General features: G+C 63.8%; 17 protein-coding genes and 3 pseudogenes. 11 read left to right on the plus strand and 9 right to left on the minus strand.

The genetic code is table 11. The features are described from left to right. Positions 1 to 328: 328 nt before the first annotated feature. The 5 genes and pseudogenes from LDB29_RS29005 to LDB29_RS29025 all read right to left on the minus strand — a co-directional run bounded on the left by LDB29_RS29005 (position 329) and on the right by LDB29_RS29025 (position 7,642). Positions 329 to 1,174 carry a universal stress protein gene (locus LDB29_RS29005; RefSeq protein ID WP_257558912.1) on the minus strand — a complete coding sequence of 282 codons (846 nt, stop codon included), beginning with the start codon at positions 1,172 to 1,174 and terminating at the stop codon, positions 329 to 331. After that, the gene (locus LDB29_RS29010) at positions 1,174 to 1,389 is read right to left on the minus strand and encodes a hypothetical protein (protein ID WP_257558908.1); all 216 of its coding nucleotides are present in this window, start codon (positions 1,387 to 1,389) and stop codon (positions 1,174 to 1,176) included. The genes LDB29_RS29005 and LDB29_RS29010 overlap by 1 nt, the downstream gene beginning before the upstream one ends. Positions 1,390 to 1,858: 469 nt before the next feature. Next, positions 1,859 to 3,296, minus strand: a pseudogene (locus LDB29_RS29015) (efflux transporter outer membrane subunit). Between the two features lies 1 nt (position 3,297). Then, positions 3,298 to 6,462, minus strand: a complete 3,165-nt coding sequence (locus tag LDB29_RS29020; RefSeq protein ID WP_257558910.1) for an efflux RND transporter permease subunit — start codon at positions 6,460 to 6,462, stop codon at positions 3,298 to 3,300. A gap of 7 nt (positions 6,463 to 6,469) precedes the next feature. Continuing rightward, the gene (locus LDB29_RS29025; protein ID WP_336975250.1) at positions 6,470 to 7,642 is read right to left on the minus strand and encodes an efflux RND transporter periplasmic adaptor subunit; all 1,173 of its coding nucleotides are present in this window, start codon (positions 7,640 to 7,642) and stop codon (positions 6,470 to 6,472) included. A gap of 109 nt (positions 7,643 to 7,751) precedes the next feature. Here LDB29_RS29025 and LDB29_RS29030 point away from each other — a divergent pair, with 109 nt between their 5' ends. Then, positions 7,752 to 8,387: a TetR/AcrR family transcriptional regulator gene (locus LDB29_RS29030; protein ID WP_257558866.1), complete on the plus strand. Its 636-nt coding sequence runs from the start codon at positions 7,752 to 7,754 to the stop codon at positions 8,385 to 8,387. Positions 8,388 to 8,735: 348 nt separating this feature from the next. Here the strand turns inward: LDB29_RS29030 and LDB29_RS29035 are convergent, their stop codons facing one another. From LDB29_RS29035 to traA, 3 genes are all read right to left on the minus strand, one after another. Beyond that, positions 8,736 to 9,155, minus strand: a complete 420-nt coding sequence (locus LDB29_RS29035; RefSeq protein WP_257558868.1) for a TolC family protein — start codon at positions 9,153 to 9,155, stop codon at positions 8,736 to 8,738. A 236-nt stretch (positions 9,156 to 9,391) separates the two neighbouring features. Continuing rightward, positions 9,392 to 10,114: a DUF6118 family protein gene (locus LDB29_RS29040; RefSeq protein ID WP_373886405.1), complete on the minus strand. Its 723-nt coding sequence runs from the start codon at positions 10,112 to 10,114 to the stop codon at positions 9,392 to 9,394. Positions 10,115 to 10,121: 7 nt separating this feature from the next. Next, positions 10,122 to 13,226, minus strand: a complete 3,105-nt coding sequence (gene traA, locus LDB29_RS29045) for a Ti-type conjugative transfer relaxase TraA (protein WP_257558870.1) — start codon at positions 13,224 to 13,226, stop codon at positions 10,122 to 10,124. Between the two features lie 174 nt (positions 13,227 to 13,400). Between traA and LDB29_RS29050 the strand changes: the two genes are divergently transcribed. From LDB29_RS29050 to LDB29_RS29075, 6 genes and pseudogenes are all read left to right on the plus strand, one after another. Beyond that, positions 13,401 to 13,706 (plus strand): conjugal transfer protein TraD, encoded by a 306-nt coding sequence (locus LDB29_RS29050; protein WP_007686162.1) that lies wholly within the window; start codon positions 13,401 to 13,403, stop codon positions 13,704 to 13,706. A gap of 37 nt (positions 13,707 to 13,743) precedes the next feature. After that, positions 13,744 to 13,962 (plus strand): conjugal transfer protein TraD, encoded by a 219-nt coding sequence (locus LDB29_RS29055; RefSeq protein WP_007686160.1) that lies wholly within the window; start codon positions 13,744 to 13,746, stop codon positions 13,960 to 13,962. Next, the gene (locus LDB29_RS29060; protein ID WP_007686159.1) at positions 13,959 to 14,240 is read left to right on the plus strand and encodes a hypothetical protein; all 282 of its coding nucleotides are present in this window, start codon (positions 13,959 to 13,961) and stop codon (positions 14,238 to 14,240) included. Before LDB29_RS29055 ends, LDB29_RS29060 begins: the two co-directional genes overlap by 4 nt. Then, positions 14,237 to 15,172 carry a HEPN domain-containing protein gene (locus LDB29_RS29065; RefSeq protein ID WP_257558877.1) on the plus strand — a complete coding sequence of 312 codons (936 nt, stop codon included), beginning with the start codon at positions 14,237 to 14,239 and terminating at the stop codon, positions 15,170 to 15,172. Before LDB29_RS29060 ends, LDB29_RS29065 begins: the two co-directional genes overlap by 4 nt. Continuing rightward, on the plus strand, positions 15,165 to 15,437 hold the full coding sequence (locus LDB29_RS29070; RefSeq protein ID WP_007686155.1) for an antitoxin VbhA family protein: 273 nt from the start codon (positions 15,165 to 15,167) through the stop codon (positions 15,435 to 15,437). The genes LDB29_RS29065 and LDB29_RS29070 overlap by 8 nt, the downstream gene beginning before the upstream one ends. 45 nt (positions 15,438 to 15,482) lie before the next feature. Continuing rightward, a pseudogene (locus tag LDB29_RS29075) lies at positions 15,483 to 16,019 on the plus strand (type IV secretory system conjugative DNA transfer family protein); the annotation flags it as partial. Between the two features lie 35 nt (positions 16,020 to 16,054). On the opposite strand, the gene LDB29_RS29080 reads toward LDB29_RS29075, so the two are convergent. Next, a complete protein-coding gene (locus tag LDB29_RS29080; protein WP_013039114.1) occupies positions 16,055 to 16,648 on the minus strand; it encodes a recombinase family protein in 594 nt (197 codons plus the stop codon). Positions 16,649 to 16,805: 157 nt separating this feature from the next. Here LDB29_RS29080 and LDB29_RS29085 point away from each other — a divergent pair. From LDB29_RS29085 to LDB29_RS29100, 4 genes and pseudogenes are all read left to right on the plus strand, one after another. Further along, positions 16,806 to 17,108, plus strand: a pseudogene (locus LDB29_RS29085) (DUF4158 domain-containing protein); the annotation flags it as partial. 122 nt (positions 17,109 to 17,230) lie between these two features. Next, complete coding sequence (locus tag LDB29_RS29090) at positions 17,231 to 20,140, plus strand: Tn3 family transposase (protein ID WP_006961814.1); 2,910 nt, start codon at positions 17,231 to 17,233, stop codon at positions 20,138 to 20,140. 142 nt (positions 20,141 to 20,282) lie between these two features. Then, complete coding sequence (locus LDB29_RS29095) at positions 20,283 to 21,149, plus strand: recombinase family protein (RefSeq protein ID WP_006961816.1); 867 nt, start codon at positions 20,283 to 20,285, stop codon at positions 21,147 to 21,149. 29 nt (positions 21,150 to 21,178) lie between these two features. Then, on the plus strand, positions 21,179 to 21,412 hold the full coding sequence (locus tag LDB29_RS29100; RefSeq protein ID WP_257558882.1) for a hypothetical protein: 234 nt from the start codon (positions 21,179 to 21,181) through the stop codon (positions 21,410 to 21,412). Positions 21,413 to 22,281 lie beyond the last annotated feature (869 nt).

Raw genomic sequence — 22,281 nt, forward strand, 5'->3', positions numbered from 1 at the left:
CGGTATCCCGGCCGGGCCACATTTGCAGCGCATAACATAGCGATATGACGCCGCGCGACCTCGCGATAGGGTCGCAGGCGGTCCCCGACCCCGCCATCGAAGAGGCACGAATCCCCGTCAGCGACCAGTCACTCCGGCGGTCGCGAAGTCGCCAGTTTCTAGCCAGACGGGCTGCCAAGGAAGGCGGTGGTTGGCCGCTGCACGCTAAGAGCCTTTGCAAGTAGGTCACCGGGCCGACCATCTCAAATCCCGGTTAGCAGTGCCCCGCGGCCACCGGATGCGCGCGCCCGTCCTTTTATCGGAGGCTGGCGCTTCCGTGCCCCGGATTTCATCGCGAGATCAGCAACGGAAGGTGAGCGCCGGACAGCAAGGACCGGGTAACGCCGCCAAAGAGGATTTCGGCGGTGCGCGGATGGCTATACGCCCCAATCACCACCAGATCGGCATTGCGCGTGGCCGCCTCGCCAAGAATGACTTCCGCGACTGGCGCCCCCCCGGAGGAGATGTTCGCGATATCGACATGCGCACCGTGCCTGGAAAGGTGCTCAAGAAGGTTGGAGCCGGGTTCAGGACCGAAATGATCGGGATGTCGGTCGCTGTCGACGGTCAGGATCGTCACACGGCCAGCCGCGTTGATGAAAGGCATCGCATCATTGACCGCCCGCCGCGCCTCGCGGCTGCGATTCCATGCGATCAGCACATTCTCGCCGATCGTCTCCCCGTGCCACCCATTGGGGACCAGCAACACCGGAATGCCGGTGGTTAGCAGCAGTCGCTCGGCCGACCAGCCTGCCGGAAGGTCTGCCGGTTTGGGATGTGCCGCGACAATGAGATCGCAATGCAGCGCTCGTAAAATGCCGTCGTCGCCAAGAGCATTTCTCCACACGATGCGAAATTCCGAGCCGATTTGATGCTCGCGGACCAGGTCGCCAAAGTGGCGGGCGGCAGCGAGCACCTTCTCTTCATCTACATGACGTTGCCGCGCCATGACCTCTCCCATCGCCCTCGAGCCTCTCGCATGGGTTTCGGCCGGGTGCAGACTTTCGTGGGACACGCCATAGACGCCTACCAGATGCGCTTTATGGCGTTGCGCGAGCATAGCCGCATGACGACCTATATGTTCGCCCACCGGCGTGGCATCGAGGAAAACCGCGATATCTCTCCAGACCGGCATCAAGGGTTACGGCCCTCCGGTTCACGGTTGTCCTCGATCAGGACAGCGGCATGCTGACTGATTTGCAGACCAAAGCAGCGCAGCGTTTCAAGATATGGATCGGCAAGCGGCAGCGGGCTTGATAGAGCAGTCCATCGGCGACAGCTCTGATAGAGTCGCGCTGCCCAAGTTGATCCGGGCCGGAGCGGCGCATGGCCGGCGGCCGCATCTTTCATGCCGATCCAGATCGCGCTCCGTTCCAACCAAGTGAGCGAAGCACCGTCATACCCCTCCGCGACACATAATTGCGTTGGCCAAGTTATGTGCTGATGGCATTCGACGAGGCGAGCTACTCCTGCTGCACTACATCCCGGCTGCCCATCGGGCCGGATGTCCTTTGATACAGCGATTGCAGAAATCCCGCCAGCCGATCGCAGCGCTCCTGGGAGCTCGGGCGCGTTTCGGGAGCTATTGACTGGCGGGTCGGCAGGCGGGAACCGAGCGCAGGGTTCGCCGGGCTCTCCGCCTCCCAAGGGGGGAACGGTGTAGAAGCGGTCCGGAGCGGCTTCGTGCCGCGCATCCGCATTGGAGAATGGCAGAAGAAGGCCTTTCTCCAATGCGCGATCCTCTCTCATCCATATCGGAATGAGCCCTCACTCCGTTTGTGGTGGGCTAGGCTCTATTGGAACGCCAGTCAAGACTGTCTCACCGCAATCCGCCGCCGAGCGCCCGATAGAGCTCGACGGCGTTGGTTTCCCGGACAAGGCGCGTGGCCAGCAGGCTCCGCTCCGCGCCGTAGAGCGTTCGCTGCGAATCGAGTGTGGCCAGGAACGGGTCGATCCCGGCCCGGAAGCGCGCTTCGGATAGCTGGTATGCTCCGGCCGCAGCATCGCGCAGCGACGCCTGCGCTTCCAGTTGGGCGGTGATGGTCCCGCGGCGCGCCAGCGCATCGGCAACCTCGCGAAAGCCGCTCTGGATCGTCCGTTCATATTGCGCAATCATCGCGTCACGTGTCGCTTGGGCGTAGCGCAGATTGCCGCGATTGCGCCCGGAATCGAAGATCGGCAGCGAGGCGGCGGGCGTGACCGACCAGAAGTCACTGCCGTTGCCGAACAGGTTGGACAGCCCGGAGCTGAGCGTTCCGAACGCGGCCGTGAGCGAGATCCTCGGAAAGAAGGCGGCGCGCGCCGCCCCGATATCGGCGTTGGCGGCGCGCAGACGGTGCTCGGCTGCGGCGATATCGGGGCGCTGCAGCAGCACGGACGAAGGCAGGTTCGCCGGAAGCTGCGCGAGCGTCACCCCATCGCCGTTCAGCCGTTCCGGTAGCAGGTCCGTGGCGATCGTCGTTCCGGCAAGCAGATTGAGCGCGTTCCGGTCCTGCGCCACGAGCGTCGTCGTCTCGGCGATGTCGGAACGCGCCTGATCGTAGCTCGTCTGCGCCTGCCGGACATCGAGTTCCGAAGCGATGCCCTTGGTGAACCGCGCCCGTGTGAGGTCGAGCGTCTGCCCGAATGCCTTTTCGGTATCGCGCGCGATCCGCAGCCGGTCCTGGTCCGCCGCAAGCACAAGCCAGGTGGTCGCGACTTCGGCGATCAGCGCTGTCTGTGCCGCATTCCGGTTCTCGGCTGAGGCGAAATACTGCTCCAGCGCCGCCTTGTCGAGGTTGCGAATCCGGCCGAACAGGTCGATCTCCCAGGCCGAGACCCCGGCACTGGCGGAATAGATGTCGGTCCTTCCGCTTGCGGAAGCCCCCCCGCCATCCGGACCGCCGCCCGGATTGACGACCCCGGCGGGCGTCTTCTGGTAAGTGGCGCTCGCGTCGACTCCGAGCGTCGGGAACAAGTCGGCGCGCTGGACCCGGTAAAGCGCGCGCGCCTGTTCGACATTGGCCAGTGCCACCCTGAGATCGCGATTGTTATCGAGCGCGAGCGCGACGACGGCGCGCAGACGTTGATCGGCGAAGAAGTTGCGCCAGACGAGATCGGCCGGCTGCCCCCCCCCCAGCCGCGTCCGTCGTCTCGGCGGGCTGCGCGGGCAACGCCTGGGGGACGGGCATCGCCGGACGGATATATTTCGGGGCCATGTCGCATCCCGTCAGGGCGATCCCCGCCGCGATGACAAGACCAAACGCGCGACCGGTCATCTCAAATCTCCCGCGCTTGCGGGTCGCCAAGCGGCGCCCTGGCGGCTTCCGGATCGGGTGCGCGGGGGCGATCCTGGCGGAACAGCTTCTTCACGACGATGAAGAACATGGGCACGAAGAAGATCGCGAGGATGGTCGCCGAGAGCATGCCACCGACCACCGCCCAGCCGATCGCATTTTGCCCTCCCGCGCCCGCGCCCCGGGATAGGGCCAGTGGCAGGACGCCGAAGATGAAGGCGAACGAGGTCATCAGGATCGGGCGCAGCCGCAGTCTCGCGGCCTCCATCGCGGCCTGGGCGGCGCCGAGGCCCTGGGCCATCTTCTCCTCGGCAAACTCCACGATCAGAATCGCGTTCTTCGCGGCGACGCCTACCGTGGTAATTAGGCCCACCTGCAGATAGATATCGTTATTGAGCCCCGCGAGGGCTGCCGCCGTCACCGTGCCCAAGACGCCGAGCGGCACCACGAGGATGACGGCGATCGGCACCGACCAGCTCTCGTAAAGAGCGGCGAGGCAGAGGAAGACGATCAGCAGCGACAGCGCGTAAAGCGCCGGCGCCTGGCCGCCAGAGAGCCGTTCCTCATAAGACAGGCCGGTCCATTCGTAGCCGATGCCGGCGGGGAGTTTGCTGGCAAGCTCCTCCATCCGCGCCATGGCAGCGCCGGAACTATACCCCGGTGCGGGCGACCCCATGATTTCCACTGCGGATTCCCCATTATAGCGCTCCAGTCGCGCCGGTCCGAATTGCCATCCAGTGTCGGCAAAGGCCGAGAAAGGCGCCATGCTGCCCGATACGCCGCGGACATAGAGGTTGCCGATGGCCGCGGGGCTGGTCCTGAACGGAGCGTCGGCCTGGATATAGACGCGCTTGACGCGCCCCCGGTCGATGAAATCGTTGATATAGGCGCCGCCGAAGGCAGTGCTGATCGTATCGTTGATATCGGCTTGGGCCAGCCCAAGCGCACCGGCGCGGGGCTGATCGACGTTGAGCTTGAGCTGCGGCGTATCGTCGAGGCCGTTGGGATGCACATATCTCAGCGTCTTGTCAGCGGCGGCCGCTTTCAAAAGCTGGTCGCGCGCCGCGATCAGCCGATCGTGCCCGACGTTGCCGACATCCTTCAGTTCGAGATCGAAACCGTTGGCATTGCCCAGTTCCAACGCGGCCGGCGGAAATTTTGCAACGATCTGGGCGGAGCGGATTTTCGCGAATGCCTTGTTCGCTCTTTCCACGATCGCGGGGACGGCATTCTCCACACCTTTGCGTTCGCTCCAGTCCTTCATCCGCGCAAAGGCGATGCCGACATTCTGGCCCTGGCCCACGAAGCCATAGCCTGAAACCGTGAAGATGGACGCCACATTGTCCTTTTCATCATCGAGGTAATGGTGGCGTACCCGTTCCATGGTGCGGGCGGTCTCTTCCATCGTTGAACCCGTCGGCAATTTAATCTCCGTGAAGATCACGCCCTGATCCTCGCCCGGGAGGAAGCCGGACGGCAGGCGTGCGAAAATCACAGACATCCCGATGATGATGAGCGCATAGACGAGCAGCGATCGGCCCCAGCGCCGCTGCACTTTGTCCACGCCCTTGTCGTAGCGGTCCAGGCCGCGATCGAAGGTCCGGTTGAACCAGCCGAAGAAGCCGGTTTTCTCCTGATCGTGGGCGCTCGCGGGCTTAAGGATCGTCGCGCACAGCGCCGGGGTGAGGATGAGCGCGACCAGCACCGAGAGAATCATCGATGAGACGATGGTGATCGAGAACTGACGGTAGATCACCCCGGTCGAACCGCCGAAGAAAGCCATCGGCAGGAACACCGCCGACAGGACCAGGCCGATGCCGATCAGCGCGCCGCTGATCTCGTCCATCGACTTGCGCGCAGCCTCCTTGGGCGAAAGGCGCTCGTCATGGATCAGGCGTTCGACATTCTCGACCACGACGATGGCGTCGTCGACGAGCAGTCCGATGGCGAGCACCATGCCGAACAGGGTCAGGGTGTTGATCGAGAATCCGGCTATCTGGAGAACCGCGAACGATCCCAGCAGCACGACCGGCACCGCGATTGTCGGGATAAGCGTGGCGCGCCAGTTCTGGAGGAACAGGAACATGACGAGAAACACCAGCACGACTGCTTCGACAAGCGTGTGGACGACCTGCTCTATCGACAGCTCGACGAAGGGAGACGTGTCGAGCGGATAGGCCACTTTGATGTCGGGCGGAAACTCTCTGGACAGTTCCGCTATCCGCGCCTTGACCGCCGCCACTGTATCCAGTGCGTTGGCCCCCGGCGCCAGCTTGATTGCAAAGCCTGCCGCCTGCTTGCCATTAAAGCGCGCCTGGAAGCTGTAATTCTCTGACCCCAGCTCGACGCGCGCGACATCGGAGAGATGAACCGTCGAACCATCCGGATTGGTGCGCAGGAGGATGTTGCGGAACTGCTCCGGGGTCCGCAGGCGGGATTGCGCGGTGATCGTCGCGTTGAGCGCCTGCCCAGTGACGCTTGGCAGGCTGCCGACCTGGCCGGCAGACACCTGCGCATTCTGCGCCAGGATCGCGGCCTTCACGTCGCTGATCGCCAGGTTATAGGTGGTCATCTTGAAGGGATCGCGCCAGATGCGCATCGCATATTGCGCGCCCAGCACCTGCGTGTCGCCGACGCCCTTGATGCGGCTCAACGGATCCTGGATCCGGGAAGCGACATAGTCGCCGATATCGACCTGATCGTGGCTCCCATCCTCGGAATAGAGCGCGACAACGAGGAGGAAGTTCTTGACGGCCTTGGTGACGCGAATGCCCTGCTGCTGCACCTCCTGCGGCAGGAGCGGCGTTGCCTGGGCCAGCTTGTTCTGGACCTGTACCTGGGCGATGTCGGGATCAGTGCCCTGCTCGAAGGTCAGCGTGATCGCGAGATTGCCGGCCGAATCGCTGGTCGACGAGAAATAGCGCAGATTGTCGATGCCCTTCATCTGCTGTTCGATGATCTGCGTGGTCGTATTCTCGAGCGTCTGGGCGTCGGCGCCCGGGTAGATGACGTTGATCGCAACCGCAGGAGGCGCGATCGCCGGGAACTGGGCGATAGGGAGGGTTCGGATCGCAAGGATGCCGGCCAGCATGAGGACGATCGCGATCACCCATGCGAAGATCGGCCGATCGATGAAATAGCGTGCCATGGTGCGGTCAGTTCCCGATAGCGCGGGCAGGAGGCCGCGGGGCCGCTGATCTCGTCACCTGCTGGGGTGCGGCCGGGCGGACCGTCATGCCGGCCTTCAGATCGACAAGGCCCTCCACGATCAGGCGATCCCCAGCCCGCAGGCCGGCGGTCACGACCCAGCGATCCCCAATCGCGCGGTCCGTCGTCAGGATCCTCTGCTCGACTTTGTTGTGCGCGTTCACGACCAGGGCGGTCGCCCGCCCGCGTTCGTCGCGCGTGATGCCCTGCTGCGGCGCAAGGATCGCCTGCTGCCGTACGCCATCGACCAGCCGCGCACGGACATACATGCCGGGCAGCAGCAGCCCTTCGGGATTGGGGAAGACCGCGCGCAGCGTCACCGCGCCGGTCGTGGGATCGACCGTCACCTCGGAGAACTGGAGGTTTCCCTGTACAGGGTAGGTTCTGCCGTTGGGAAGCAGCAGCTCGACTCGAGCGCTGTCGCCATTGCGGGTCATGTCGCCGGCGCGCATCGCCTCCTTGAGGTCGAGGACATCGGCCGCCGACTGGGTGACGTCGACATAGACGGTATCGGTCCGCTGGATCGTGGCGAGCGGATTGGGCTGCCCCGCCTGGACGAGTGCGCCCGCGGTGAACAGCGAACGCCCGATCCGCCCCCCGATTGGCGCCTGGATGCGGGTGAAGCCCAGATTGACTTCAGCTGCCTGGACGGCGGCGCGCTGCGCGGTCACATCAGCGCGCGCCTGTTGCGCCGCTGCCTCGGCATTGTCGGCTTCCTGATGGCTGACCGCGTTGATTCCCACCAGATCGCGGTAGCGCTCGGCTTGCAAGCGCGTGGCCTTGATAGCCGCCTCCGCCCGGGCAAGCGCGCCGCGGGCACTGCCGAGCGCGGCACGGTAGGGAGCATCCTCGATTTCGTAGAGGATTTGACCGGCGCGCACCCGAGAGCCCTCCTCGAAAAGCCGCCGGCGCACCACACCGCTGATCTGCGGCCGCACCTCCGAAGTCTCGACGGCCGCGATCCGGCCGGGAAGTTCGCTCGTCAGCGTCGCAGGCTCTGTCCTCAGCGTGACGACGCCTACCTCGGGCGGCGAGGAGGGAGGCGCTGGGGCCTGGCCACAGCCCGTAAGTCCGAAAGCAAAAGCCATCACCCAGATCCCGGTTGTCTTTGGACGGCGCATGGACCACCTTATCTGAACATTAACATGGGACTGAGCGCTCATTCCGGCATGTCGCCGTGCAGCAGGTTGGATATGAGAACAAGCAAAATATTTGGAGAGGCGTTTGGGGATGGCTGAGAAGACGCAGGAGCAATTGCCACGACAGAGGATCATCAAGGCGGCCCGCAAGCTGTTCGACGCCAAGGGGTTTCACGCCACGACGACCGCCGAACTTGCTACCGAGGCGGCGGTCAGCATCGGCCAGATCTATCGGCTGTTCGAAGGCAAGGACGATGTTATCCTCGCCCTGGTCGAGGAGAATACGCAGGCGCGCATCGCGAAGATGCACGCGATTTTCAGCACGGTCGAACAGGACGGGCATTCGGTATTCGACGCGATCAAGGCGATTGCGAACGACTCGATCGTCAAGAGCGACGGCGGCCTCTCCTTCGAGATTCTTGCGGAAGCCTGTCGCAATCCTTCGGTCGCAGACCGACTGAATGCGCTTGTCGTCTGCTATCGCGACGGCGTTCGCCGACTCGCCGCACTCACCCGACCCGATGCAGCGCCGGGTGAACTGGAAGCCTATGTCGAGATCATGATGGCGTGCTTTTTTGGCCTTGGTCATCGCACGATGATCGGGCCGGCGACGGATGTCGATCAGATAAGCCACGAAACGGCATGTCTGCTGATGCGCGCCTTGGGCGCACCGGATCAGCCGGCCTCGCCCCGGGGTCAAGGAATCCAGCACCTGCCGGCGCGCTAGGCCGGTCCGCGCTGAGTCCCCGCAATGTCGCGGAGGATATCTTCGAGCGGCCGCTTGATGTCGATGTTCACACTATGTCGGCGAAATCGTTGTTTGGCGCACAAACCTTGAGGTGACGCCGTTTTTGCCAGGCTATTCAGCCACGTCACGCTCGCCCCATCACCAGGCTCCCCACGCGGCCTCCACACGGCCCGAGGAATAACGTCCGTATCGTTCACACTGACCATTTATTATGGCACCATGTGGCCAAAAAGCGTGACACTCACATTTTGGAACAGCAATTCCGTGGGCAGTTTCAAGATCATTTGTTGAGGACTTGGCGATCGCAAGGCGGCGGCTTGCTGAGAATCAAGGCGCACTGGCCCCCCAACCTCCTCCCAGCGCCAGAAAGATGCGTACACGATCCGACGCGAGTTTGGTGTTCGATGCGGCGAGCGCCGCTTCCGCGCTGGCAAGCGTGCGCTCGACATCCAGCACTTCCAGGCTCGATACCGCGCCGCCCCGGGCAAGTCTCGTTTGCAGCCCCGCAGCCTCGCGGCTTCTATCTCGTGCAGTGCGCAGCCGCGCATTCTCGTCGAGGTCATGGGCATATTGCGTGAGCGCGCTCTCGGCCTCCTGAAGCGCCCGTAACACCGGGCCGTCGAACTCGGCGAGCGTCGCCTTGGCCGTCGCGCTTGCTTGATCGATCCGCGCCCGCGCGACGTCCCGGTTGGGAAAGCTCCAGGAAATGAGCGGGCCGATGCTGAAATGCAGCGCGGAATCGCTCACCAAACCCTCGATCGTACGGGATGTTGTGCCCGCCGACGCACGCCTTAAGAAACACCCAAGGTTCCTCAATCACCCGCACCAACTCTCCGATCGCCGGCGACATGGTGGCAAAGACATAGCGGGTTTTCTGCTGCGGCCAGCCTACATCGACCCGAAAACCATCTTCATAGGGGATGGGTGGGGCCGTTTCGCGGGCGAGGGTCCACCCCTTGACCCAAACGGCAACGATATGGGGATCAGCGGCCATTGTTCGCCGGCTTCACCGCGATCGTGCAGCGCACCGGCTTCTTGGCCTTGACGGCGGACGTGCGGCACGCCTCGATCGTCTCGCGATTGTCCCGCGCCAGATTGACGGCCGCGACGATCCCCTCCCAGCTCGCCGGCGATGCGCGCTGCATCAAATGCGTGCCGGCATCCCATAGCGTCGGTTCGGCAAGCGCCCGCGTCGCCATGCGCTCCGGTAACTGCCAGCTATCGGGCATGGCGCGCGCGATCAGGCCGGCGATCAACGCATAAAGCAGTATCCCGAACACCACGCCACCAAAGCCGGTCCAAATCAGCCATCGGTTCTGCTCGTCGCCGCACCGCGCCGACGCCACCAGGCCGGACAGGTCGCGCGCCGCCCCGTCCAGCGTCGATTTGGCGCTATGCACCAGGTTGCGCAGCTCGCCCGCCGCGCTCGCCACCGAAGCGTTTACACGCTCTCCCATCGTCTCCGGGGTGAGTTTCATCGCGGGGCTTTTCGCTATCGCATCGACCCGCTGGGTGAGCGCCAGCAATATCTTTTCGGTGTTGGCGAGCGTCGGCTGATAATCGGGAATGTCGATGGACTCGCGCGCGCGGGCCAACCCCTCGACCGCAAGGCGCACCAGCGCCACCTCGCCGCGCAACTGCTCGAACGCCGCTTGCGGATCGTCGCCGGCCTCGCCGTTGTCGCGATAATTATCCTCGTCCATCATCCTCTCCTTACCGGCTTATTCCGCGCCCTATGCCTATCCCCAAATCCCGCGCCAGCTCGCGGCCAAGGTCGCCGCTGTCCACGCCGCGTCCTCGGCCCATGCCGATCTCAAGCCCCAGCTCGCGGGTGCGATTACGCAGGACCGATTCCACCTGGGGATCGCGCTCAAGGCTTTTCGCCATGCCCGCCATTTCCTTGCCCGTGCGCTCCCGGCCCGCCATGTCGCCGGCGCGATAGAGGCGGTCGCGCTCCTGTTTCAGCCCCTGCCAGCGTTCCACGAACCGATCGGCCCGCAAGTTCGGATCGGCCCGCACGCGCGCCTCCTGGGCCATCGCGTCGAGCATCGGCCCGCTACGCCCCGCCGCCGCCTCGCGCAGCAAGGCGGGGTCGCGCTGCATCGCCGCCGACAGGTCGCGCGAGGCTCCCGGCCTGATCTGCTCAAGCGCCTGTGTCGCGCGCTCGAGCGCGACCTTCTGATGCTCAAGGACCGGAGCGCCCGATGCTCGCGCCTGCAACACCGCCTCGGCCGAACGCGAGGCCCGCTCGACCGCGCGCGTAAAGGCGCGGTCCTCGCCGCGATCCGGCAACGCCGGCGTGCGCTCCGCGCCCCTCGCCGGCTCGGCCGACAGTTTCAAGCCGTCGAACATGCCGCGCTTGGGCCCCTCGCCCTGGCCGCGATCGGTCGCCGGCGCTGGCCGCTCGGGTGCGGGGCGGAAATTGTCGAACATACCCCGCCGCGGCCGCCCCTCGCCCGCGGCCTTCGCCTCGCCAGCGCCGCGGGCGTCGCCCATCTGGCGTGAAGTTCCCGCGCTCGGCGCGAGGATCTCCACGCCCTTCCGCTCGGGCGCATCCGCAACGCGGATCTCGCCCGACAGCCCGCGCCGATCGGCGAACGATTGCGCCTCGGCGTCGCGGTCGCGGAACATCGGATAGTCGGACGCCATATCCTTCGCCCGCTCGCGCGACAGCGTGCGGACAAGCCGGCGATCGTCGGCGAAATCGTCGCGGCCGTAATGGAGCTGCACCCCGTCACGGTGCCGCGACAGCGCCACATAGGCCGAATGGCGGTCCATCCCCGGCGTCGCCAGCACATGCCCCTGATCGACCGTCACCCCCTGCGATTTGTGGATGGTCGCCGCATAGCCATGATCGACATGGGCATAATCTTTCAGGTCGAACGCGACGCTCCGGCCATCGTCAAGGCGAACGGCCATGCTGTCGGGCGACACGCGCTCGACCTTCCCCAGCGTGCCGTTCTTCACCCCAAGCCCGCGCTCGTTTTTCAGGAACATGATGCGGTCGCCGCTAGCGAAGTCGCGCGCGCCCCGCTCGGCCGAAATTCGCACGTTCTGCCCCAGCTCGCCGGCGTCGCGCAGCCGATCGCGCGCGGCCAGGTTCAAATCCCGCACCTCGGCATTGGTATGGGTGAGGATGATCCGCGTCTTGTCGGGATCGGCAAGCCGCTGCGCGTCCCATGTGTCGATCAGCTCGGCCCGCGCAGCCTCGCGCATCTCGGCCGCGTGGACCATGCCATGCTGCTCATAGGCATGGATCGCCTCGCCGGTCCTGCCCGTCGCCAGCGCCCGCGTCGCCTCCTTCTGCCAGTCCTCATGCTGCCGGCGAACCTCGTTGATCTCGGCCGCGCCGTGGCGCTCGGCAAGGGACCGGAACGCCGCGCCGGCCTCGATCGCCTGCAACTGCTCGGCGTCGCCGACAAGAACCACCTTCGCCCCTGCCCGCTCGGCCTCCGACAGCACACGCTCCATCTGGCGCGTGCCGATCATGCCAGCCTCGTCGATGACAAGCACGTCGCGCGGCCCCAGCAGCTCGCGGCCCTGGCCCCACTGATATTCCATGCTCGCGATCGTGCGCGAGGCGATGCCGGAACCGCCTTCGAGCCCCTCGGCAGCGATCCCCGACAAGGCCGCGCCGCGCACCTGATAGCCGGCGCGCTCCCATTCGTCGCGGGCAACTCCCAACATGGCCGATTTGCCGGTGCCGGCATAGCCGACCACGATTGCAAGGTCGTTCTGGCCGGTGATATGCGCCAGCGCGTCCCGTTGCTGGTCCCCCAGCACCAGGCCACCACTCCCGGCGACGTCCGCCCCCCTTGATAGCGACGTCGCCGGGAGACCATGCCCCGCACGCTCGGCAAGCCGGTCCCCGGCCTGGCTCAACCGCTGCTCGGTGTCGATCATGTCGCGGGAGGTAAAGCGGTCCTCGCCGCGCCCGTCCTTCCCCAGCGCCACCAGCTCGGGCGAGGTCCGCACCGCGCTCATCACCTGATCGAACTGATCCTTGCCGTCGCTGTGCCGGAATGCGAACTGCGCCAGGTCGCGCCGCGTGAACGTCGCCTGTTGGCGCGTGATCGCGTCCAGAGCGATTTCGGGATTGGCGATGATCTTCTCGCCATTCTCCCGCGCGATCCGGGCATGGTCCTCGACCCGCTCGGCCTCAAGCCCCTGTTCGGGCATACGCGACGCCGCCGGCCCGATCTTGTGCTGCGGCTCAAGGTCGATGCCCTGATCCTGCAAACTGCGGTGGTCGATGCGCGCGTCTATATCCAGCTCGGCCAGGCGCTCGTTGACATGATCGGCCCACGCCTCGCGCCACTCCTTCAGGAGCGCATTGCTGTTCCACTCGCGCACCTTCTGGCCGAACCCCTCCGGCCCTACCTCGCGCATCGACAGCATGACATGCGCGTGCGGCTTCGGTTGCCCGTCCTTCCCCATGTCCCAATGCACATTCATGTCCGCGACCATGCCGCATTCGACGAACTGCCTTTCGACAAAATCGCGGGCGAGCTGGATGCCCTGTTGCTGGTTCAGCTCGCGCGGAATCGAGAACTCCATCTCGCGGGCAAGCTGCGCGTCCTTGCGTTTCTCGCCGGCCTCAACCTCGTTCCACAAGGTCGCGCGATCGTTTAAACGCTCCGGCGCACCTTGGGGCAGCATGATTTCCGAATAGACGACGCCGGCCTTATTCGAGAAATCATGGTCGCGCCCGAGTCGATCATCGTGCAGCCGTTCCGCCGCACGATAGGCCGCGCTGGCAACGGCACTTGATCCGTTGGCGCGACTGATGACCTTGGCCGAGAAATGGTAGATCGCCATGACGGCCGCTATACTGCCTTCTCAAGCGCACGTCGGCAACGACGTATAAGCGCGCACTCACACTCTCTGCCGTTCGCATGATTGACTTTGCCGCATTTTTTATCCGGAGCTGCTGTCCTGTCACCGCGACCGTGCTACGCTGCCACTCCCGATCATGGGCGCGAGGGAGAGAATATGCGTAAGGTCCGCGACTATGACGCCGAGTTGAAGGCGCTGGGCGACAAGGCCCGCGCCCTCAAGGCGAAGAAGGTCCAGCAGCTAGGCGAGCTGGTCACATCCACCGGGGCCGATGCGCTCGATCTCGATGTGCTGGCCGGGGTGCTGCTCGCCGCCGTCGAATCTGCCAGCGCCGACGAAAAGGAGGCGTGGCGCGCGAAGGGGTCCGCCTTCTTTCAAGGACGCGGCCGAAAGGCTGGCCGAAGCACTGGCGGCAACGCGGGAGGCGGAAGCAAAACTGGCGCAGGCGAGACGCAGGGTTGAAGCCGCACAGCGCCGCACCGATACGAGGGAATGGGCCGTGGCTCGCCGCGAACGCACCCGCCACCTCATAGAGCTGGGCGGCCTGGTCCAGAAAGCCGGCTTGGTCGAGCTGGCCGACGACGATCGCGCCACCCTCTACGGCGCGCTGCTCGAACTGGCCGCCAAGGCGCGCGAGGACCGCGACCGGCTCATGCTCTGGAAGCGGCGCGGCAAGCGCGCGTTCGACGCGGAAGCGGAAGGGAGAGACGCACCATGAACAGGCTCGATGTCGAAGCGATCCGCGCCCAGGTCCGCGCGCTCGATTTCACGCGCGGCACCCCGGCCGAAGTCGCGCTATGGCGCGAGGACGATGCCGACGCACGCGCCAATCTCGCGATCGAAGGCATGGACCTCGACTTGGCTGAACACGCCCTGTTCGACATGCTCCGCGAGGAATCCGTGCCCCCTCCCCTCGCCACCGCGATCGTCCTCAAGCTCCTCGATCATCCCGACGCCGACCCGACGCTGGCGATCTCGCCGGCGACGATCGGATGACGATGCGGACCGGCCTCGACCATCTGCCCGCCGTCAAGCGCCGCGAGCTGGAACGGGTCGCCCGCGTCCTGTTCGATGAATTTGAGGATGCCGTCAAAACCAAGCTCTCGGACAAGCGCAAGGGCGGCCGCATCCTCAAGCTGATCCTGTTCGGCTCCTACGCACGCGGCGATTGGGTCGAGGATCGCGCCAGCGGTTACATTTCCGATTATGACCTGCTCGTCGTCGTCAACGCCGACACCTTCACCGATCTGCAAACATGGTGGGCGGTCGCCGACGATCATCTGGTGCGCGAGCTGACCGTCACCAGGCACCTCGCCACACCCGTCAATTTCATCGTGCATTCGCTGATGGACGTGAACGACCAGCTCGCGCGCGGCCGTCCCTTCTTCGCCGACATAGCCCGCGACGGCATCGCCCTCTACGAAGCGCCAGGGCAAGCCCTCGCCGTGCCGCGCCAGCTCGACGCGCAGGAACGCCACGCCGAAGCCCTGCGCCATCGCGACCACTGGTTCCCGCTCGCCGCGCACGCGCTCAAGCTCGCCCGGGACAGCATTGCCGATGGCGTGCCGCGCGATGCCGCGTTCATGCTCCACCAGGCCGTCGAGCGGGTCTATAACGCCGTGCTGCTCGTCCTGACGCTCTACGCGCCCAAATCGCACCGTCTCGGCATCCTGCGCTCGCTCGCCGAAAATCTCGATCCCCGGCTGATCGAAGCCTGGCCGCGCGATACCCGCGCCGCCCGCCGCCATTTCGCGCAGTTGCAGCGCGCCTATGTCGAGGCCCGCTATTCCCATGCCTATGAAATCACCGCCGACGAACTGGCCTGGCTCGTTGACCGCGTGAAGCATCTCCACACGATCGCCGCCGCGATCTGCGCCGAACACCTCGCCGGCGACGACACCCCCGAGAAAAGCCCCGCCGATGAATGAGCATCCCATATCGGACGACGAACGCGCCCGACGCCAGAAGGCGATCGATTTCGCGCGGACCAATATCGAGCTGTCGGGCTTCGCTCTCTCGCCGGGAATGGCGGCGCTGGGCGTCCGGTTCGTCGCCGGCGAACTCTCCGAAAGCGAATACATCGCCGCCGCGCTCGCTCATGCCAACAGCCTGCCCGCAAGCGCGCCGGCGCAGGACTATTTCGCCAGCCTCGCAGAACTCGAAGCCGCATGGGAGGCCCGCGATCGGCCGTGATCCGCGCCGGATATTGGGAAATGACGATGGGAGGGAGTCCTGATGATGGAATGGTTCCGCCAGCTCGGCCGCGCGATCCGTAACCTTGCGCGCATCGCGCGGACCAACCCGATATGGGCGATCACCGCCCTTGTGGTCAGCCCGGTCGCCCTCATCCGCCATCTGTTCGGCGTCCTGGTGCTGTTCCTCATCACCGCCCTGGTGCTGGGGCTTGGGGTGCCGCTCATCCTCGGCAAGCTGCTCGGCCTGCCCCGCGATTCCAATATCTACCAGATCGTGATGATGCTGACGGGCCTGGTCATCTTCCTCGTCACGCTGCGCGCCCTCTTCCAACCGCTGATCCTGCGTTATGGCGGTCCTGCCGGCGACGACACGCACGGCTCGGCCCGTTTCGCCACCGATCGCGAGACAAAGCCCCTCGCCCAAAATGGCGACGGCCTGCTGATCGGTCGTGATCGCAAGTCGGGCAAGCTGCTGCGCTACGCCGGCCCCTCCCATCTGCTGACGATCGCGCCGACGCGCACCGGCAAGGGCGTGGGGACCATCATTCCCAATCTGCTCGACTATCCCGGTTCGGTCATCTGGGGGTGACTGCACGAAAGTGACTTATCTGCACGCTAAGAGCGAACGGACCGGGAACGCTGGGACTTTGTGTTCTTCTCCGTGGCTTCGAGGGCTTTGTAGAGGGCGGTTTTGCCGATCTTGAGGCGCGCGGCGGCCTCGCGAACTGTGAGGCCGGAAGCGATATGTTCGCGCGCCTTGCGGAGCTTGTCAGGTGTGACCACTGGCCGCCGCCCACCGGGGCGACCTCGCTCGCGAGCGGCCTTGAGGCCTGCATGGGTGCGCTCCCGGATCAGATCGCGCTCAAACTGGGCAAGCGAGCCGAAGATGTTGAACACCAGCATCCCGCCCGAAGTGGTGGTGTCGATGTTCTCGGTGAGCGAGCGGAACCCGATACCTCGCGTCGCTAGCTCGCCGACCTTCTCAATCAGATGGCTCATCGAGCGCCCAAGACGGTCGAGTTTCCAAACCACCAGCGTGTCGCCGCTGCGCAGATAGGCGAGCGCCTCGGCCAGGCCGGGCCGATCGGCTTTTGCACCAGATGCGTGATCGTCGAATATCCGGTCGCACCCGGCCGCGTTCAGCGCGTCGAGCTGGAGTGAGAGCTTCTGGTCTGCCGTCGAGACGCGCGCATAGCCGATCAACGCCACATGCAGCCCAATCCTGTCCGTTTTCCCATCATTATCTGATCTTGTCCGAATCGCCGTTATAGGTCCAGAGTTAACGGACATATTCCTGCTGGCCGCCAGAGGACCGTCTGACGGACAAGGACGCGGAAGGAGATAGTGCTTGGCGAGACGGCGACTGGTGAGCGCGGAAATCTGGGCAGGGCATTATGGCGCGCCGCTCGATGAGCGCGAGATTGCGCGGCACTATACGCTGACCGGTGACGACCTGGAAATTGTCGGCCGCCGTCGCGGCGATGCCACCCGGCTCGGCTACGCGATGCTCCTACTCTATATGAGATGGCCTGGCCGTGCGCTGGAAGCGGGTGAAGTCCCGCCCGCTCCTGTGCTCGCCTATGTGGCGCAGCAACTCGGCGTCGCGCCCGAAGCCTTCGCGGACTATGCCCATCGGGACCAGACCCGTCGCGAACATCTCGTTGAAATCGGCCCAGTCGGCCCGAAGCTGCGATTTTGGTCATCTTGGAGAACACGTCGGGAACGGGCTGGTTGTTGTTGACGATCGCCCATGCGAGGAACGACGTTCCGCTCCGATAAGGGAGCGGCGTTATGAGCCTTGGCGTTTCGAGTGGGGATCTGATCGGCTCCTGGAGCCTGAGTTTTTCGGACATCGCGTTCGTGACCGGCAAAGCGGAGACGGCACGACTGGGATTGGCGGTTCAGCTTAGATTTTTCGCCGGGCATGGCTTCTTTGTGCCGGATCATGCGTCGATACCCTCCGACGGTGTCTTGTATCTGGCGGAGCAACTTGGTCTCGATGCCAAATCCGTGAACCACTATGATTTTTCCGGGCGCACCGCCCGCCGGCATTGCGCGGAGATTTTGCGGCATCTCGGGTTCCGCCGTATGACGCAGACGGATCGCAGGGCGTTGTCGAGGTGGATTTCCGACGATCTTTGTGCGGGCGGGCAGCCGATCAATGCCATGCTCGAGCATGTTTTCCTGTGGTGCCGCGACCGCCGTATCTATGGGCCGTCGCGCAAGGAGCTGGAACGCCTCGTCCGTTCGCAACGACACCTCTATCTGGAGGCCCTGTTGGCCCGAGTCCGCGATCGGCTTGCGCCGGATGCGGTCGCCTTGCTGGAAGCCTCGCTCGCCGATCCCGATGGCCCGACCGGCTTCAACACGATGAAGGGGGATGCAGGTCAGGCGACGCTCGAAAACATTCTTGGCGTGACCGCCAAACTCGCCTTTATCCAACGGCTTGCTCTTCCCCGAGATTTCCTATCGGTCACGGGCAAGGCATGGGTCGATCAGATCGTTCGCCGGGTTGCCGGCGAGAAAGCCTCGGAGATGCGCCGGCATGTACCGGCGCGCCAGCTCGGGCTCTATGCCGTTTATCTGATGGCGCGGGAAGCTCAGCTTACGGATGCGATGGTCGACCTGCTGATCGAGACGGTCCATAAGATCGGATCGCGCTCGAAACGCAAGGTGGTGGGCGATATCGCGAAAGACATCGAGCGGGTCTATGGCAAGGAGCGACTCCTGGTCGAGATTGCCAGCGCTTCGATCGACGATCCATCCGGGCGCATCTGCGATGTCATTTTCCCAATCGCCGGCAAGGACAAACTGGCGGCGATCATCAAGGAAAGCCAGGCAAAGGGCGCCTTGGATCGGCGGATCTACAAGGTGATGCGGAGGTCATGGGCCAATCATTATCGCCGTATGCTGCCAAGCCTGCTTTCGGCACTGGAGTTCCGGTCGAACAACGCCGTGTGGCGTCCGGTGCTGGCGGCCCTGGACTGGATCAGAAGCAAAGTGGATGATGGATGCCGCTACGTGCCGCCGCACGCAGTGCCGGTCGACGAGGTCATTCCGGCGAGATGGCGCAGTTCCGTCATTGATGAAGAGGGGCGCGTAAACCGGATCAGTTATGAGCTTTGTGTCCTCGCGCAACTGCGCGATCGCATCCGTTCTAAGGAAATCTGGGTTGTCGGGGCGGACCGATACCGCAATCCCGATGACGATCTTCCCAAGGACTTCGATGCGCGGCGAGAAGCATATTACACAGGATTGAACCTGACGGCGGATGCGCGTGCATTTTCAAGCGCCATCCGGGAAGAGCTTGCTCAGGAACTGTTGCTCCTCAATGCCAATATTCCCCGGAACGACAAGGTTCGGCTGCTGTGGCGCGGCGAGAACCGTATATCTCTCACCCCGTTCAAACCCTTGCCCGAACCCAGGGGTCTCGCCTCGATCAAGACCGAGATCGGCCAACGCTGGCCGATGACCGGGCTGCTCGACGTACTGAAGGAGGCTGCCCTTGATACGGGACTTCTCGAAGCGTTCGAAACATCGGCCTCGCGTGTTGCACTGCCGAAAACCGCGCTGGATCAACGTCTCCTGCTATGCCTCTACGGCCTGGGAACGAATGCCGGGCTCAAGCGGATCGCCGGCGCCACCCCCGATGTCAGCTATGAAGAGCTGCTGCATGTCCATCGCCGCTTCGTTCATGCCGCGGCGCTCAAGGAGGCGTGTGCCAGGGTTGCGAATGCGACCCTGGCAATCCGCAATGCTGCAGTCTGGGGGGACGCCGGCACGGCCTGTGCGTCAGATTCCACAAAGTTCGGAGCCTGGGATCGCAACCTGATGACGGAATGGCATGCGCGTTATGGTGGACGGGGCGTCATGATCTACTGGCATGTCGAACGACGCGCGACATGCGTCTATTCCCAGCTCAAGCGCTGCTCTTCCTCCGAGGTCGCCTCCATGATCGAGGGCGTGCTGCGCCATTGCACCGACATGGAAATCCAGCGACAATATGTTGATAGTCATGGCCAAAGCGCGGTTGGCTTTGCATTTTGCCGGCTTCTCGGATTTGAGCTTGCACCCCGCCTGAAAGCGATCGCTCGCCAGAAGCTGGCTCTTCCCGATGTCGGCATGCGAACGCGGCTTCCCCACTTGCAGCCGATCCTCTCCAGTCCGATCAACTGGGATGAGATCGAGCAGCAATATGACGAGATGGTCAAATATGCAGCCGCGATGCAGACAAAAACCGCCGACCCGGAGGCGATCCTGCGCCGGTTTAGCCGCTCCGAGGTGATGCACCCGACCTACAAGGCGTTGAGTGAGCTGGGCCGCGCGGTCAAGACGATCTTCCTGTGCCGGTATCTGCGCGAGGAGTCCTTCCGCCGCGAAATTCATGAAGGCCTGAATGTCGTTGAAAACTGGAACAGTGCCAATGGGTTCGTTTTCTTCGGCAAGGGCGGCGAGATCGCCACTAACCGCATCGATGAGCAGCAGCTCTCGGTCCTGGCGCTACATTTGCTGCAAGCGTCGCTTGTCTATGTGAACACCCGAATGCTTCAGAGCGTGCTGGTGGAACCGAAATGGACGGGCCGGATGACGCCGGATGATTATCGCGGCCTCACACCGCTGATTTACAGCCACGTCAATCCTTATGGCCGCTTCGACCTCGATCTGAATAGCCGGATCGATTTTGGGCGGCTTGCTGCCTGACCGGGGCCTTTCCGCTCGCACCATTTGGGTGCACCCGAACGTGACGATCGGAAGTGACATATACGACATGTCACAAAAGGGTGGTTCCGTCACCAATGTTACTGTACGAGGGCAAAGCCACCCTAATGTGACGGATTTGCCCATGACCCGCGTCGGCTACGCCCGCGTCAGCACCATCGACCAGGATCTCGACATCCAGGTTGCCCGGTTGAAGGCAGCGGGCTGTGAAATCCTCCGCTCCGAAACAGGCTCGGGCGCATCGCGCACTGGACGCACGGAGCTTGAGACGATCATGCAGTTCCTGCGCGCCGATGACGAACTCGTCGTCCTGCGTCTCGATCGGCTCGGTCGCTCCACACGCGATGTTCTCAATCTGGTTCATGAACTCGACCAGAAGGGAGCCTCATTGCGGGTGCTTGAGCCGGAGGTGACGACGGCCGGAAGCATGGGGCGGATGGTGATCACCATTCTGGGCATGGTCGCGGACATGGAACTGACGTTCATCAAGGACCGGCAGCGCGCCGGGATCGAGGCGGCGCGCGCCGAAGGCGTCTACAAAGGCCGGAAGAAAAACATCGATGACGATGAAATCCGACGCCGGATCACCGCCGGCGCGAGCAAGGCCAGCGTCGCGCGCGACCTCAAGATCTCAAGAATGACCGTCTATCGGGCGCTTGACGTCATTCCTTCAAGGATCGGGCTGCCGGAAAAGCCGCCTTCTGTCACCATCGCCCTGCATCTGACCATCGAGAACTTCAACAAGCATGGTCGTGGCAGAAAGCCCGCTCGCGAGCGCATTGAGGCGATGCTGGAGCGGGATTACCAGATGCAAAAGACCGGGAACTGCGATTACACGCTGACCGTCGCCTATGATCAGGGTGCCGATGGCGTCAGCCTCGATGATGAGATCGCATCTCTCCAGACAGAGATGTTCAACATCGCAGAGAGCTACAGGTGCTCGATCGAGACCGATGTTTACGAGATTGGAGGACAAGAGCGAGCCTGGTAGATCGCCATGTTCAATCTTTGTTCTTCAACATGGCCAAAATCGCAGCTTCGGGCCGACTGGGCCAGATATGGATGTTCCTGCGCGCGGAATGCCTTGTCGATGGCGTGCTGGACCGGGACCGGCTGCGGTATGTGACCGGGCGCGAGGTGCAGGCCGGTCGCATGACGGAGGATGATCCGCTGCGCCGCTACGCATTGGGCGATGACTCCGCCTTTGATGGGCTTATGGCAGCGCCGCCGCCACAGAAGCGGACGCGCCATTAGGACCGGCTCAAATTCTACGCGCTAGATCCTCTGACCCCGCGAGGATCTAGCTTTCCAAAAAATCAGCCGCCTGGGAAGCCCGTAGAGCGCCATGCCGGCCGAACCCTCCCCGACCTTGCCGAACGTCTGAAATGAGGCCCAGCGGCCCGGAAATCGCGCCTGTGGCGACATTTCCGCCTGCCCTGCCCTCTCGGATTGATCGCTGTCCTATCCGCCTGGCTTTTCTGGAAAGCCAATTGCGACGGTGCCGCTGGCGCTGTGGCTGCGATGGAGGCGCAGCGTTTAAACGATCCCCTTTCTAACAAAAAGCGTGCCGGCGAAGCCGGCTCATCATGGGGATGCCGGGTGGGAGGATCGCTAAAGCGATCCGGGGCGGCCGAAGGCCGCGAGCCGGCGGGGCGAAGCCCCAAGAGGCGGTGTTTTTCTTCTTTCTGATTGTGCCTGAAGCGCGGCGCTGGTGAGTCGCGCTGCCGTTGTCCCGATTTTCGGGACAAGCTGTCCGATCTGGCGGGACGCTGGTGGGTGAAACCACGATGATCCAGCCTCTCGTCATAATCTTCCGCTGAAGTTATCCACAGGTCAGCCTAGTGTTAAAATATGGGTTTAGTGATGTGTTACGGAAATTCGGCCTGCCCGGAAAGGCGCAGAAATCCTCGCTTTTTTGGCAGAAATTTGCCGCGCGGTGAATCCGCTCTGACGAAAAAGCGAATCCAGAGTGACGAAAAGGCGAATCCACTATGACGATAGCGCCAGGCCTTCCCTGCCGCGCTCAAGCGTAATCGAAATGACGATAGCGCGGCGGTGAATCTGAAATGACGATAATCCGCTTGCGTATGTGAAATGACGATAGTAGCCCTAGCGTTAGTGAA

The sequence above is a fragment of the Sphingobium sp. CFD-2 genome (genome assembly GCF_024611135.1).
GTDB lineage: Bacteria > Pseudomonadota > Alphaproteobacteria > Sphingomonadales > Sphingomonadaceae > Sphingobium > Sphingobium fuliginis.